The organism is Salmonella sp. SJTUF14076 (assembly GCF_015534835.1).
In the GTDB taxonomy this organism is placed as follows: domain Bacteria; phylum Pseudomonadota; class Gammaproteobacteria; order Enterobacterales; family Enterobacteriaceae; genus Salmonella; species Salmonella enterica.
The window spans coordinates 1,862,230-1,875,708 of record NZ_CP064674.1; the positions used below are offsets into that span (position 1 = coordinate 1,862,230).

14 protein-coding genes are annotated in these 13,479 nt (G+C 54.6%); 7 read left to right on the forward strand and 7 right to left on the reverse strand.

Features of this window, described 5'->3' with window-relative positions:
- Positions 1–148: 148 nt before the first annotated feature.
- The 7 genes from phsA (at position 149) to HU143_RS08895 (ending at position 7,452) form a co-directional block, all read left to right on the forward strand.
- The gene (gene phsA, locus HU143_RS08865; RefSeq protein ID WP_000028220.1) at positions 149–2,425 is read left to right on the forward strand and encodes a thiosulfate reductase PhsA; all 2,277 of its coding nucleotides are present in this window, start codon (positions 149–151) and stop codon (positions 2,423–2,425) included.
- A gap of 14 nt (positions 2,426–2,439) precedes the next feature.
- On the forward strand, positions 2,440–3,018 hold the full coding sequence (phsB, locus tag HU143_RS08870) for a thiosulfate reductase electron transport protein PhsB (protein WP_001016236.1): 579 nt from the start codon (positions 2,440–2,442) through the stop codon (positions 3,016–3,018).
- A complete protein-coding gene (gene phsC, locus HU143_RS08875) occupies positions 3,015–3,779 on the forward strand; it encodes a thiosulfate reductase cytochrome B subunit (RefSeq protein WP_001092553.1) in 765 nt (254 codons plus the stop codon). Before phsB ends, phsC begins: the two co-directional genes overlap by 4 nt.
- A 123-nt stretch (positions 3,780–3,902) precedes the next feature.
- Complete coding sequence (gene dacD, locus HU143_RS08880) at positions 3,903–5,075, forward strand: serine-type D-Ala-D-Ala carboxypeptidase DacD (protein ID WP_020437405.1); 1,173 nt, start codon at positions 3,903–3,905, stop codon at positions 5,073–5,075.
- A 152-nt stretch (positions 5,076–5,227) separates the two neighbouring features.
- Positions 5,228–5,695, forward strand: a complete 468-nt coding sequence (gene sbmC / locus HU143_RS08885) for a DNA gyrase inhibitor SbmC (protein ID WP_000384326.1) — start codon at positions 5,228–5,230, stop codon at positions 5,693–5,695.
- Between the two features lie 118 nt (positions 5,696–5,813).
- The gene (locus HU143_RS08890; protein WP_001200854.1) at positions 5,814–6,872 is read left to right on the forward strand and encodes an FUSC family protein; all 1,059 of its coding nucleotides are present in this window, start codon (positions 5,814–5,816) and stop codon (positions 6,870–6,872) included.
- Between the two features lie 244 nt (positions 6,873–7,116).
- Positions 7,117–7,452, forward strand: a complete 336-nt coding sequence (locus HU143_RS08895; protein ID WP_000450405.1) for a DUF496 family protein — start codon at positions 7,117–7,119, stop codon at positions 7,450–7,452.
- 33 nt (positions 7,453–7,485) lie between these two features.
- On the opposite strand, the gene pduX is transcribed toward HU143_RS08895, so the two are convergent.
- The 7 genes from pduX to pduQ form a co-directional block, all read right to left on the reverse strand.
- Positions 7,486–8,352: an L-threonine kinase PduX gene (pduX, locus tag HU143_RS08900; protein ID WP_001673791.1), complete on the reverse strand. Its 867-nt coding sequence runs from the start codon at positions 8,350–8,352 to the stop codon at positions 7,486–7,488.
- 93 nt (positions 8,353–8,445) lie between these two features.
- Positions 8,446–9,660: a propanediol utilization propionate kinase PduW gene (gene pduW, locus HU143_RS08905; protein WP_000120647.1), complete on the reverse strand. Its 1,215-nt coding sequence runs from the start codon at positions 9,658–9,660 to the stop codon at positions 8,446–8,448.
- Positions 9,645–10,097, reverse strand: a complete 453-nt coding sequence (gene pduV / locus HU143_RS08910) for a propanediol utilization protein PduV (protein WP_000826277.1) — start codon at positions 10,095–10,097, stop codon at positions 9,645–9,647. Before pduV ends, pduW begins: the two co-directional genes overlap by 16 nt.
- A 4-nt stretch (positions 10,098–10,101) precedes the next feature.
- Positions 10,102–10,452 (reverse strand): propanediol utilization microcompartment protein PduU, encoded by a 351-nt coding sequence (gene pduU / locus HU143_RS08915; protein WP_000441103.1) that lies wholly within the window; start codon positions 10,450–10,452, stop codon positions 10,102–10,104.
- Positions 10,452–11,006, reverse strand: a complete 555-nt coding sequence (pduT, locus tag HU143_RS08920; RefSeq protein WP_000075772.1) for a propanediol utilization microcompartment protein PduT — start codon at positions 11,004–11,006, stop codon at positions 10,452–10,454. Before pduT ends, pduU begins: the two co-directional genes overlap by 1 nt.
- 2 nt (positions 11,007–11,008) lie before the next feature.
- Entirely contained in the window at positions 11,009–12,364 is a 1,356-nt protein-coding gene (gene pduS / locus HU143_RS08925) for a cobalamin reductase PduS (RefSeq protein WP_023226679.1), read from the reverse strand.
- Entirely contained in the window at positions 12,361–13,473 is a 1,113-nt protein-coding gene (gene pduQ, locus HU143_RS08930) for a 1-propanol dehydrogenase PduQ (RefSeq protein ID WP_023226678.1), read from the reverse strand. Before pduQ ends, pduS begins: the two co-directional genes overlap by 4 nt.
- Positions 13,474–13,479 lie beyond the last annotated feature (6 nt).

The window sequence follows — 13,479 nt, forward strand, 5'->3', positions numbered from 1 at the left end:
TTCAGGAAATGTAAAATATTTATAAAATAAAAGGTTTTATCGTGTTGACATGCTCATTTTAACAACTATTTCAAATTGTGATTGAAGCCGACATTTCATAATACAAATTAAATATAATCTTCAGCTATATCTAATAACAGGAGGTTATATGAGCATTAGTCGTCGTTCTTTTTTGCAGGGGGTAGGCATCGGCTGCTCTGCCTGCGCGCTGGGCGCTTTTCCGCCCGGGGCGCTGGCGCGCAACCCGATTGCCGGCATTAACGGTAAAACCACGCTAACGCCAAGTTTGTGCGAAATGTGTTCCTTTCGTTGCCCTATTCAGGCGCAGGTAGTCAATAACAAGACCGTTTTTATCCAGGGCAATCCTTCTGCGCCGCAGCAGGGGACGCGCATATGCGCCAGGGGCGGGAGCGGCGTCAGCCTGGTCAATGACCCGCAAAGGATTGTAAAACCTATGAAACGCACCGGGCCACGCGGCGACGGTGAATGGCAGGTGATTAGCTGGCAACAGGCTTACCAGGAAATCGCGGCGAAAATGAATGCCATCAAAGCGCAGCATGGCCCCGAGAGCGTGGCTTTCTCTTCCAAATCGGGCTCGCTCTCCAGCCATCTTTTCCATCTGGCTACGGCCTTTGGTTCGCCTAATACCTTTACTCACGCCTCAACATGCCCTGCCGGGAAAGCCATTGCGGCAAAAGTGATGATGGGCGGCGATCTGGCGATGGATATCGCTAACACGCGCTATCTGGTTTCGTTTGGCCACAATTTGTATGAAGGGATTGAAGTTGCCGATACCCATGAGTTAATGACCGCGCAGGAGAAGGGGGCCAAAATGGTGAGCTTCGATCCGCGTTTGTCGATATTTTCCAGCAAGGCGGATGAGTGGCACGCTATTCGTCCCGGGGGGGATTTAGCGGTTCTGCTGGCGATGTGCCACGTCATGATTGATGAACAGCTCTACGATGCGTCTTTTGTTGAGCGTTATACCAGCGGATTTGAACAGTTAGCACAGGCGGTAAAAGAGACGACGCCGGAATGGGCCGCCGCGCAGGCCGATGTCCCAGCCGACGTTATTGTCCGGGTGACACGCGAACTGGCTGCCTGCGCGCCTCACGCTATTGTCAGTCCTGGTCATCGCGCGACGTTCTCGCAGGAAGAGATCGATATGCGGCGTATGATTTTTACGCTTAATGTGCTGCTCGGTAATATTGAGCGCGAAGGCGGGCTATATCAGAAAAAAAACGCGTCTGTTTACAATAAACTGGCCGGAGAAAAGGTCGCGCCAACGCTGGCGAAACTCAACATTAAAAATATGCCGAAACCGACGGCGCAACGCATCGATTTGGTCGCACCGCAGTTTAAATATATCGCCGCTGGCGGCGGCGTGGTGCAAAGCATTATTGACGCGGCGTTAACCCAGAAGCCTTACCCGATAAAGGCGTGGATTATGTCGCGGCATAATCCTTTCCAGACCGTCACCTGTCGTTCGGACCTGGTAAAAACCGTTGAGCAACTGGATCTGGTGGTCAGCTGCGATGTCTATTTGAGCGAGAGCGCGGCATATGCCGACTATCTGCTGCCGGAATGCACCTATCTCGAACGGGACGAAGAGGTATCCGATATGTCGGGACTGCACCCGGCTTACGCTCTGCGCCAACAGGTCGTAGAGCCGATTGGCGAGGCGCGTCCGAGTTGGCAAATCTGGAAAGAACTTGGCGAGCAGTTGGGATTAGGGCAGTACTATCCGTGGCAGGATATGCAGACGCGCCAACTCTATCAGTTGAACGGCGACCATGCCTTAGCGAAGGAACTGCGACAGAAAGGGTATCTCGAATGGGGCGTTCCGCTGCTATTACGCGAACCAGAATCCGTTCGTCAGTTTACGGCGCGTTACCCCGGCGCTATCGCGACGGACAGCGACAACACCTATGGCGAACAGCTTCGCTTCAAATCGCCCTCCGGCAAAATCGAACTTTATTCCGCAACTCTGGAGGGATTGCTCCCAGGCTACGGCGTTCCGCGCGTTCGTGACTTTGCGCTTAAAAAAGAGAATGAGCTTTACTTCATTCAGGGCAAGGTGGCCGTGCATACCAATGGCGCGACGCAGTACGTACCTTTACTCAGCGAGCTAATGTGGGATAACGCGGTCTGGGTCCATCCGCAAACGGCGCAAGAAAAAGGCATTAAGACCGGCGATGAGATCTGGCTGGAAAATGCCACGGGTAAAGAGAAAGGTAAGGCGCTGGTGACGCCCGGTATCCGCCCGGACACGCTTTTTGTCTATATGGGATTTGGCGCTAAAGCTGGGGCCAAAACGGCGGCGACGACACACGGTATCCACTGCGGAAATTTACTGCCGCACGTGACGAGTCCGGTATCCGGTACGGTAGTGCATACCGCAGGCGTGACGCTGAGTCGGGGATGAGGGAGGAGGGAACCATGAATCATTTAACGAATCAGTACGTCATGCTGCATGATGAAAAACGTTGTATCGGCTGCCAGGCGTGTACCGTTGCCTGCAAAGTGCTTAATGACGTACCGGAGGGATTTAGCCGCGTACAGGTACAAATTCGCGCCCCTGAACAGGCATCCAACGCACTAACCCATTTTCAATTTGTCCGCGTCTCCTGTCAGCACTGTGAAAATGCGCCATGTGTCAGCGTTTGTCCTACCGGAGCGTCATATCGTGATGAAAACGGGATCGTGCAGGTGGATAAATCGCGCTGTATTGGCTGCGATTATTGTGTTGCCGCGTGTCCTTTCCATGTGCGCTATTTGAATCCGCAAACCGGTGTCGCCGACAAGTGTAACTTCTGCGCCGACACGCGGTTGGCGGCTGGCCAGTCTCCGGCGTGCGTATCCGTTTGCCCAACGGACGCGCTGAAATTCGGCAGACTGGATGAGAGCGAGATCCAGCGCTGGGTCGGTCAGAAAGAGGTCTATCGCCAGCAGGAGGCGCGTAGCGGCGCGGTCAGTCTGTACCGTCGTAAAGAAGTCCATCAGGAGGGTAAAGCATGAATACTATCTGGGGAGCGGAACTACACTATGCGCCAGATTATTGGCCGCTGTGGTTAATTTATGCAGGCGTCGTGGTGCTGCTCATGCTTGTTGGGCTGGTTATCCATGCGTTATTGCGCCGGATGCTGGCGCCAAAAACGGCGGGCGGCGAAGAGCATCGTGACTATCTCTACTCGCTGGCGATTCGCCGTTGGCATTGGGGAAATGCGTTACTGTTTGTTTTATTACTGTTAAGCGGTTTATTTGGTCATTTTTCTCTCGGCCCTGTAGCGCTAATGGTACAAGTGCATACCTGGTGTGGTTTTGCCTTACTGGCTTTCTGGGTCGGGTTTGTGCTGATCAATCTCACCACAGGTAACGGGCGTCACTATCGGGTAAATTTTTCCGGACTGGTAACGCGCTGCATACGCCAGACGCGTTTTTACCTTTTTGGCATTATGAAAGGGGAAGCGCATCCGTTCGCGGCAACAGAGCAGAATAAGTTCAATCCACTGCAACAACTGGCATATCTGGCGATTATGTACGCGCTGGTACCGCTGTTAATCATCACCGGTTTGCTGTGTCTCTATCCGCAGGTTGCGGGTCTGGGCCCTGTGATGCTGGTGCTGCATATGGCGCTTGCTATCATCGGCTTACTGTTTATTTGCGCGCATCTCTATCTGTGTACTCTTGGCGACACGCCGGGACAAATTTTCCGTAGCATGGTTGACGGCTATCATCGTCATCGTACCGCGCCGCGCGGGGATAAGTCCGCCGTCTGAGCGTATCCATAAAATAATGTCAGCAAGAAAATGTGCCTTGTGTCACATTTTCTTGCAATTTATCCATGTTTGTTTAACTGAACTTCCGTAAAAAGAACGGCAAATTGAGACCATCCTGAGGACATGCTGTTGAAACGCCGTTTGTTTATTGCCGCTTCTTTATTCGCGATGCACCTTTCTCCTGCGCTTGCGGCCGATGCCGTAAGTTTTGCTCCCCAACCGCCAGCCATTGATGCAGGCGCCTGGGTGTTGATGGATTACACTACGGGACAGGTTCTTACCGCCGGTAATGAACACCAGCAACGTAATCCCGCCAGCCTTACCAAGCTAATGACGGGCTACGTCGTCGATCGCGCCATCGATAGTCATCGTATCAGCCCTGACGATATCGTCACCGTTGGGCGCGACGCCTGGGCGAAGGATAATCCGGTGTTTGTCGGCTCCTCGTTGATGTTTTTAAAAGAAGGAGATCGCGTGTCGGTGCGTGATTTAAGCCGTGGCTTAATCGTGGATTCCGGTAACGATGCCTGTGTGGCGCTGGCGGATTATATCGCGGGCGGGCAGCCGCAGTTTGTGGCGATGATGAACAGCTATGTGAAAAAACTCAATTTACGGGATACCCATTTTGAAACCGTCCACGGTCTGGATGCGCCGGGACAACATAGCTCCGCGTATGACCTGGCCGTACTCTCCCGGGCGATTATTCACGGTGAACCTGAATTTTATCACATGTACAGCGAGAAGAGCCTGACCTGGAACGGCATCACACAGCAGAACCGCAACGGCTTGTTGTGGGATAAGACCATGCATATTGATGGGCTTAAAACCGGACACACATCGGGGGCGGGGTTTAATCTTATCGCATCGGCGGTGGACGGGCAGCGTCGACTTATCGCCGTCGTGATGGGGGCGAAAAGTTCGAAAGGCCGTGAGGAACAGGCGCGAAAACTGTTGCAGTGGGGCCAGCAAAACTTTGCGACGGTGCAGATTTTGCACAGCGGTAAAAAAGTGGGCAGCGAGCGAATCTGGTATGGAGACAAAGAAAAGATTGCGCTGGGTACGGAACAGGATTTCTGGATGGCGCTGCCCAAAGCGGAAATTCCGCATATCAAAGCAAAATATGTGCTGGATAGAAAAGAGCTGGAGGCGCCAATCGCCGCTCATCAACAGGTAGGTGAAATAGAGCTCTACGATCGGGATAAACTGATCGCTCAGTGGCCGCTGGTCACTCTGGAATCGGTGGGTAAAGGCGGTATGTTCTCTCGTCTGAGCGACTATTTTCAGCATAAAGCGTAAGCCGTTGTCACGCACACCGTTCACCGTCATCTGAGGTGTCAAAAGGGCGGGATTGCGAGGTTGCTCACAAAATGATCACGCTGTCCTTGTGACCGTAAAAGGCTGTAATTATACTGTACATTCATACAGTATGATGAAGTGACGGAGGCAGCATGGATTACGAAATCAGGCAGGAACAAAAACGCAAGATAGCCGGTTTCCACATGGTCGGTCCATGGGAACACACCGTGAAGCAGGGTTTTGAACAACTGATGACGTGGGTGGATCGACAGCGGATCGTGCCAGTTGAATGGATTGCCGTCTATTACGACAATCCAGATGTCGTACCTGCGGAAAAACTCCGCTGCGATACCGTGGTGTCCGTGGCAGAGAATTTCATCCTGCCGGACAATAGCGAAGGCGTAATCGTGACCGCCATTGAAGGCGGCGAATATGCCACTGCTGTCGCGCGAGTGGAAGACCGTGACTTTGCGAAGCCGTGGGAACGGTTTTTTGATGTCCTCGAGCAGGATAGCGCTTATCAGATAGCCTCTGCGCCCTGTTTTGAAACCTATCTGAATAACGGCATGGAAGATGGATACTGGGATATTGAAATGTATATTCCGGTACAGCGGAAGTGATCGACTGGTTTCCTGTCTGAAAAGAGCGGACGGATAATGTGTTCCGTCCGCCAGTGCGCTATTTTTGCTATAAAGCAGGTACAATGCATTTTTTGCCATTCCCGTAAGGAGCGCAAGCGTGCGTGCCGATAAGTCATTAAGCCCTTTTGAAATACGGTTGTACCGTCATTATCGCATCGTGCATGGCATACGTATCGCCCTGGCGTTCATTCTTACCTTTCTGCTGGTTCGTCTGTTTTCTATTCCCGAGGGCACATGGCCGCTAATCACGTTAGTGGTGATTATGGGGCCCATCTCATTCTGGGGAAATGTAGTGCCTCGTGCTTTTGAGCGCATAGGCGGTACGATCCTGGGCGCGGCGTTAGGGCTGGTGGCGTTACGCCTGGAGCTCTTTTCCTTACCGCTGATGCTGGTGTGGTGTGCGATAGCGATGTTTTTGTGCGGCTGGCTGGCCTTAGGGAAAAAACCGTATCAGGCGCTACTGATAGGCATAACGCTTGCCGTTGTTGTCGGCGCTCCCGCTGGTGATATGGATACGGCATTATGGCGTGGCGGGGATGTGATTTTGGGGTCGCTACTGGCGATGTTGTTTACCGGCATCTGGCCCCAGCGCGCCTTTTTGCACTGGCGCATCCAACTGGCGCATTGCGTCACGGCGTATAATCGGGTGTATCAGGCAGCGCTGTCGCCGAATTTGCTGGAGCGCCCCCGGTTGGATAAACATTTGCAACGGTTGCTGAACGATGTCGTCAAAATGCGCGGGCTGATAACGCCCGCCAGTAAAGAAACCCGGATACAAAAATCTATTTTCGAGGCCATTCAGACCATCAACCGCAATCTGGTTTGTATGCTTGAATTACAAATCAATGCCCACTGGGCGACGCGCGCCAGCCATTTTGTGATGCTTAACGCGCACACATTGCGTGAAACCCAGCAGATGACGCAGCAAACCTTGCTAACGATCGCCCACGCGTTGTTTGAAGGCAACCCGCAGCCGGTACTGGCAAACACCGGTAAACTGAATGATATTGCTGCCGAGTTGCGGCAGCTAATGAACGAGCAGCAGGGCGACGCGGTGGCTGAAACCCCCATCCACGGCTATGTTTGGCTAAGTATGGAAACGGCCCGACAGTTGGAACTGCTTTCACATTTGATCTGCCGGGCTTTGCGCAAATAAAAAGCAGATGGGGCGAATGAATTTGTTGCTGCTTCGATTCAGCAAAGATTAAGAGTATGATACTAATATAAGGATAAAATGAGTGCTACTGGCAACGATTTTATCCCCGAACCTTCAGGTTTCCCCAGACGGCGACGTAATGGTGTTGCCTCTGGCGGCTTGAAGTATGACGGGGATAAACGTAATGTTTATCCACTAGCAGTTGCTTAACGAATCCGAATCTCACATTATCAGGGGTGTAAAAATGGAAACAACCAAGCCTTCTTTCCAGGACGTGCTGGAGTTTGTTCGTCTGTTCCGTCGCAAAAATAAACTGCAGCGTGAAATTCAGGACATTGAGAAGAAGATCCGTGACAACCAGAAGCGTGTGCTGCTGCTGGACAACCTGAGCGACTACATCAAGCCAGGTATGAGCGTTGAGGCGATTCAGGGTATCATCGCCAGCATGAAAAGCGACTATGAAGATCGCGTTGATGACTACATCATTAAAAATGCCGAAATCTCCAAAGAGCGTCGCGACATTTCCAAAAAGCTGAAAGCGATGGGCGAAATGAAACACGCCGATGTAAAAGCCGAATAATGCGCTACGGCAGTGGGAGCGTATATCAGGCTCTCACTGCAGTTTGACTCCGCCTGTGACCATCTTGAGTAAATGTTGTTTTGGCCAGTGTCGGGTAAGTTTTTTCTCTGCCAGCTTACCTTTCAGGCGCGCAATGTCATGACGTTTCCGGTCCAGCATCAGACCCACCACGCTACCGCTATGTGCCACGTTCAATCCGTATAAATCACACTCTTCGACCAGCGACAGCAGGGCGGTAAATCCTGGCTTAGGTAACAGCGTCTGGCTGGCGATAGCGCTAAGCGTAGCCGCCTCACCCAGTTGGAGCGGATTTTGCGTTATACAGGCTTCCTGCACCAGATTCCAGGCCTGCTGCAAGGTTGGTGAACTTGCTATTAATTTCTGCTGGCGAGGGAGACGGTGGTAATCTTGCGTGCGCAGTGTGACCGGACTTTCCAGTACCAGCAAATCGATTGGCGGCGGTGGCTCGCAGGCGATTTGCGTGGCCGCATTATTATGATCAAACAGCGTTAACTGATGAAAAACGGTGCTATCAGTGGGTTCGATTGAGACGCAAAGCTGTGCAAGGGTAGTTTCATCCAGCGAATGGCCAAGATGATGCGCCGTTGCCACTGCCGTAGCGGCAATATCTGCGGTGCTGCTGGCCATGCCTTTGGCAACGGGAATTGACGAACGCACATCGACGCGAATCTCATTACTCCAGTGCGCAGGATACTGCCAGTGCGCCAGAACGCGCTCCACCATCGCCCGCGACAATGGGCGTTCGTTTACCAACGGCGGCGCAGCCGTGACTGCTACGGTGCTGTACCAGTCAACGGGGCAGGAGACCAGTTTCTCACTGCCCAGAATCCATCCCTGGATAAGTTCCCCGCATGAGGCGGGGCATTGCGCAACAGCCACGTTATCACCTTTCAGGTACGAATAGTGTGCGCGCATAGTGTCATGGTAAAAGCGTTATTACCATGACTTGCCGCAATGCGTCGTATAAACCTCTCAGGCTGGTACACAAAGCCCTTCCGTGGCCGGTAGCGCAATGCGCATAACGTCTTGTGCGATCATTAACTCTTCGTTGGTGTTGATGACAGCGACTTTCACCAGGGCGTTCTCCGTCTGGATAAATGTTGCATTACGCTGATTTTTCTCTTCATCAACGGCTAAGCCTAAAAATTGCAAATTATGGCACACCGCCGATCTGGCGCGCGCTGAGTTCTCGCCAATGCCCCCAGTGAATACCAGCGCATCCAGTCCTCCCATTTGCATAATATAGCTGCCAATGGTGGCGCGAATGCGTTCGGCAAACAGAGTGAGAGCGAGTTTAGCCTGCCGGTTACCGGTATTGGCTGCCTGTTCGACATCGCGGTAATCAGACGACACGCCAGAAACGCCCAGCAAGCCTGACTCATTATTTAATAACTGATTCAACTGTTGCGGCGTTTTGCTTTCGCGCTGGGCTATCCACGGCAGAATAGAGGGATCAATATCTCCGCTACGGGTGCCCATCATCACGCCTGACTGCGGCGTAAAGCCCATCGACGTATTGACCGAACGCCCGTTCTTGATGGCGCAGATGCTGCTACCGTTTCCAAGATGACAACAAATCACCCGTAATGCGCTGAGTGGTACGCCCAGCTTTTCCGCCAGAACGCCGCTGACATACTTATGGCTGGTGCCATGAAAGCCATAACGGCGAATCCCCAGTTCCGCGTAATAATGCCAGGGAAGCGGGTAAATATAGGCGGGTTCATCCAGCGTCTGGTGAAATGCCGTATCAAACACGGCTACGGAAGGGGCATCAGGCAACAGTTGACGAAAAACGTGAATACCCAACGCGTTTACCGGGTTGTGAAGCGGGGCCAGTTCAGCAAGACGTTCGATTTGCGCTAACGTTTCATCCGTGACCAGCGTCGAGTCTTTAAAAAACTCACCGCCGTGCGCCACACGATGGCCCACCCCGTCAATGTCCCGCAGACTGTTAATGATTTGATAACCCAGCAGCTTTTCCAGAAGCAGCGTTACCGCATCGCGATGATCGGCAACGGGGACGGTTTCCTGCCATTTTTGGCTGTGCGTCTTAATTGTCACCTGCGCATCCGCCATACCGATACGTTCAATCAGTCCCTGGCAGAGCATGTCGCCCTGCGGCATCTCCAGCAGCTGAAATTTTAACGATGAGCTACCGGCGTTAATGGCCATTATTTTGTAAGACATAAAGGTTCCTTCGAATTCAGAAAATCCAGCACGGCGTCGAGACCCGAGTTATTCAGCGCGCTGGTAATAAAAATCTGCTGTGCGCCAGCCTGCGTAAGCCACTCCGCAACCAGCGAAATACGCTGCGGCTCGGCGAGATCGGCCTTGGTGACCAGGCCAATCGTCGGGCGGTTCATCGGGGCGGTAAAACCCGGAGAAAAGGGCGACCACTGGGCGTCGGCATTCAGCACTAGGGCGATGACGTCGGCCTCGCAGGCGCTGGTCAGCAGGGCGCTGTACAGGCAGCGGTTCTCCAGATATTCGCCCGGCGTATCGATGGCCATCGGCGACCATTCAATGGCCTGAGTTTTCTTATAATGGAGCGCTTCGCCGCGCAGGCTTTGGGTCAGCGAGGTTTTTCCGCACTGGCTGGGGCCGATAAACATCAAACGCTTCATGACTTTACGTCCGGGTGATCGAGCAAGTGGTGAACTGCATCATTTCGCCCAGCGTGCGCGTTACCTGCTTGAGGGCATACTCGACGGCAGAAACGTCGCCGGTCAGCACCACGGCACCGGTAAAGCGATCGAGAAAACCAATTTCCACCGCGCCGGATTTGGTAGCAATATCGCAGGCAATAATAGATGCTTCGCTCGGCGTGATGGTAAGGATGCCAATGGCGGACACCGCATCCTGCAGGCCCAGCTTCTTAAAGAGATCTTTCCCTGGATTAGCAATCAGGTGCGCGAGAGTGACCTGTTTCCCCGGCACGTATTCCTGAATCATGCGATCCGTTGTCGGTTGTCTTTCCATTACCCCTCCACCATCTGTCGCCACATGGCTTCATGCGGGCGTGGGATCACCGAACGGTAAACCAACAACCCTTTCTCGCCCGCGCTTTCGCTGGCAACCGTCACGGCGTTATTGACGTCAGAAACGTCGCCCGCCACCACCATGTAGCATTTACCGCCGATACCGAAGGCCATATGCACCCGCACCAGGGTGACGTTTGAGCCTTTCACCGCCCGGTCTGCGGCGCTAATGCAGGCCGCCACGCTCCAGGTTTCGACGATGCCGACCGCCTGGCGCTTATCCACGCTGTTCAGGCCGCTGATGGCCGGAAGTACGCTGGGATGAATATTCGCCAGCACCAGGCTGTCGACGAGCATCTCGCCGGCCTGCGACGTACCGGTTTCAATGGCCTGCTGGATAGCGCCGATATCGCCGCCCAGCATCAGTAAAAACTTCCCCGGACAGATGGTCTTGCTGACCAGTAGATCGACGTTGGCGCTTTTCAGCATCGCATCGCCGAGTTCCATCCCTTTGGCGATGCTGGTGAGTTCTAAAATTCCTATAGCCTGAGACATGGTTAACCTCTTACAACAGTGATGGCCTGTTCGCTGATGGCCGAAACAATGCCGTCGATGCTGGCGTGAATGGATGCGCCGAGCGCGCCAGGCGGGACATCGGCAACGCATTGCCCGCGAGTCACGCGCTCGCCGACGGCAACAGTCGGTACTGCGCTGGCACCAATATGCTGGCGCAGCTGCAAAGTGACTTTTTCTACTGACGGCTCTTCTTCAACCAGCGGCGCTTCCTGGTACCAGGGGCTTAGTCCCAGTTTGGCGATCAGCCGCTTCACCGGCACCAGGCGATATTTCGCCATTTCGTCGGCCGGATTCAGCGGCCCTTCGTAGCGCTGGTTTTGCGCCCGCAGCTCGCGTTTTAACATGCGGTTGATGCGCATCGGCGAGATCCCGACCGGGCAGGCCACGCTTTCGCAAACGTTGCATTCCGAGCAGGTAAGGGCGCTCAGCAGCAGTTGCGGCGTGGCAGCCTGATGAAAGTTCACCGCCCGCACCAGCAGGTGCGGAGAGAGTTCGTGGCCGATCAGATGTCGTGGGCAGAGATCGGTACAGAGTCGGCACTGTTCGCAGACGGTGCGCGCGACGGAAAGCACTGTGCGCTCGTCCTGCATCCTGCGCTGGATAAGCGGATGGCTTTTTGGGAGCACCAGCAGGCCGCCGGTAGTTTTCGTCACCGGGTTATCAAGAGAGGTAATCAGGCCACCCATCATCGGGCCGCCGTTAATAAAACCGGGGTTGTCGACCGTCGCGCCGCCCGCCAGCGCCAGCACTTCATGCAGTGACATGCCGACAGGAACGGTAACGGTCAACGGTCTGGCGACCGCGCCGTTCACGGTCAACGTGCGACGAGTGACCGGAAACTGCTGCTCGACCGCCCGGGCAATATTCAGCACCGTTTGCACGTTATTCACTACCACGCCGACGCTGGCCGGTAGCGCAGCCGGGGCGACCCGGCGGCCGGTTGCCATCCAGATAGTCAGCACCTCATCGCCCGCGGGATATACATCCGGCAGGATATGCAGGCGGATACCGGCTGGCAGTAGTGGGGTGAGGGCGTCGATGGCCCGGCGGTATTTTTCTTTCAGGGCTATCACCCCTTCGCGCGCGCCGGTTGCCGTCATCGTGTACTGCACGCCGCGAACAAGACGCGCGGCCTGCTGCCACATCAGTTGCTGGTCAACTTTGAGCATCGGTTCACACTCGGCGGCGTTCACCAGAAAAATCTCTACCTGCGCCTGTAGTTTGACGTGAGCGGGAAAACCTGCGCCGCCCGCGCCGACAACGCCCGCTGCGCGAACGCGCTCGCGAATTTCATCAGCGCTATAAGACATTTCAACGACGTTGACGGCGGTACTCATAGCAGTTCCTCCAGCAGTTCCCGAATGGCTTCGGCATTGGCCGGGCGCGGATTAGTGCGCAGCGTAACGTCAGCCAGCGCAGCCTGCACCATCGCCGGAATGCGTGCGGAAAAGTCGGATCTTCCTTCTTTAAGCGCAACGGCCAGTGAGGGAAGGGCACAGCGTTGCTTAAGCAGTTCGATTTGCTGAATCAGCGCATTGATCGCCGCGATATCATTGGCTTCTGCCGGGCAAAAACCGCAGGCTTTGGCCAGCCGCGCGTAGCGTTTGGCGGCGCGCGGAACGCCGGCGTTAAAACGGATAACCGTGGTTAACAGCAGGGCGTTGGCCAGGCCATGCGGCAGATGAAACTGCCCGCCAAGCTGGTGGGCTATCGCGTGGTTAAGCCCCAGCCCCGCCTGGCTGAAGGCCATCCCGGCGAGCGTTGAGGCATTGTGCATTTTCCCGCGCGTCGCCACGCAGTCGCCTTTTTCCACCGCCGTGGGCAGATACTGGAACACCAGTTTGGCGGCTTTTTCCGCCAGCGCGTCGGTAAAGTCGCTGGCGCGCGGTGACACCCAGGCCTCCAGGGCGTGGGTCAGCACGTCCATGCCGGTGTTGGCGGTAATCTGCGGCGGTACGCTGACCACCAGCTCCGGGTCGAGGATCGCCATATCCGGATACAGCGCATTGTTGAACAGCGGATACTTGATGCCTTTATCCGGGTCGCTAATTACGCAGGCGCTGGTCACTTCCGAGCCGGTGCCGCTGGTGGTCGGGATCGCCACGCAGGTTTCGATGTTGATCCCGCTCTGCTGGCTAAACCAGACAATCGCTTTCGCCGCGTCCATTGCCGAGCCGCCGCCAAAACCGATCACCACCTGCGGTTGCAGAGCCTGCATTTGCGCAATGCCCTGAACCACTGTGTGGATGGTGGGGTCCGGCGTTATCTCGCTAAAGACGCTGATGCGGTTATCTGCGGGCAGCGCGTTACGCAGGGTATCCAGCAGCGGAGAGTGCGCCAGAAAGCCATCGCAGATTATCCAGATGTGCTTATTGGTAAAGCGCTTGAGCACCGCCAGGCTGCCCTGACCGCTGTACAACCGCGTTTGTAGTGAGAAGGTATTCATCGCGAC

Excerpts from the sequence above, each read along its gene's own strand:
- pduT (WP_000075772.1), bottom strand. The coding sequence starts at position 11,006 with ATGTCTCAGGCTATAGGAATTTTAGAACTCACCAGCATCGCCAAAGGG.
- phsC (WP_001092553.1), top strand. The coding sequence starts at position 3,015 with ATGAATACTATCTGGGGAGCGGAACTACACTATGCGCCAGATTATTGG.
- pduU (WP_000441103.1), bottom strand. The coding sequence starts at position 10,452 with ATGGAAAGACAACCGACAACGGATCGCATGATTCAGGAATACGTGCCG.
- sbmC (WP_000384326.1), top strand. The coding sequence starts at position 5,228 with ATGGATTACGAAATCAGGCAGGAACAAAAACGCAAGATAGCCGGTTTC.
- HU143_RS08895 (WP_000450405.1), top strand. The coding sequence starts at position 7,117 with ATGGAAACAACCAAGCCTTCTTTCCAGGACGTGCTGGAGTTTGTTCGT.
- pduS (WP_023226679.1), bottom strand. The coding sequence starts at position 12,364 with ATGAGTACCGCCGTCAACGTCGTTGAAATGTCTTATAGCGCTGATGAA.
- phsA (WP_000028220.1), top strand. The coding sequence starts at position 149 with ATGAGCATTAGTCGTCGTTCTTTTTTGCAGGGGGTAGGCATCGGCTGC.
- pduW (WP_000120647.1), bottom strand. The coding sequence starts at position 9,660 with ATGTCTTACAAAATAATGGCCATTAACGCCGGTAGCTCATCGTTAAAA.
- dacD (WP_020437405.1), top strand. The coding sequence starts at position 3,903 with ATGCTGTTGAAACGCCGTTTGTTTATTGCCGCTTCTTTATTCGCGATG.
- phsB (WP_001016236.1), top strand. The coding sequence starts at position 2,440 with ATGAATCATTTAACGAATCAGTACGTCATGCTGCATGATGAAAAACGT.
- pduV (WP_000826277.1), bottom strand. The coding sequence starts at position 10,097 with ATGAAGCGTTTGATGTTTATCGGCCCCAGCCAGTGCGGAAAAACCTCG.
- pduQ (WP_023226678.1), bottom strand. The coding sequence starts at position 13,473 with ATGAATACCTTCTCACTACAAACGCGGTTGTACAGCGGTCAGGGCAGC.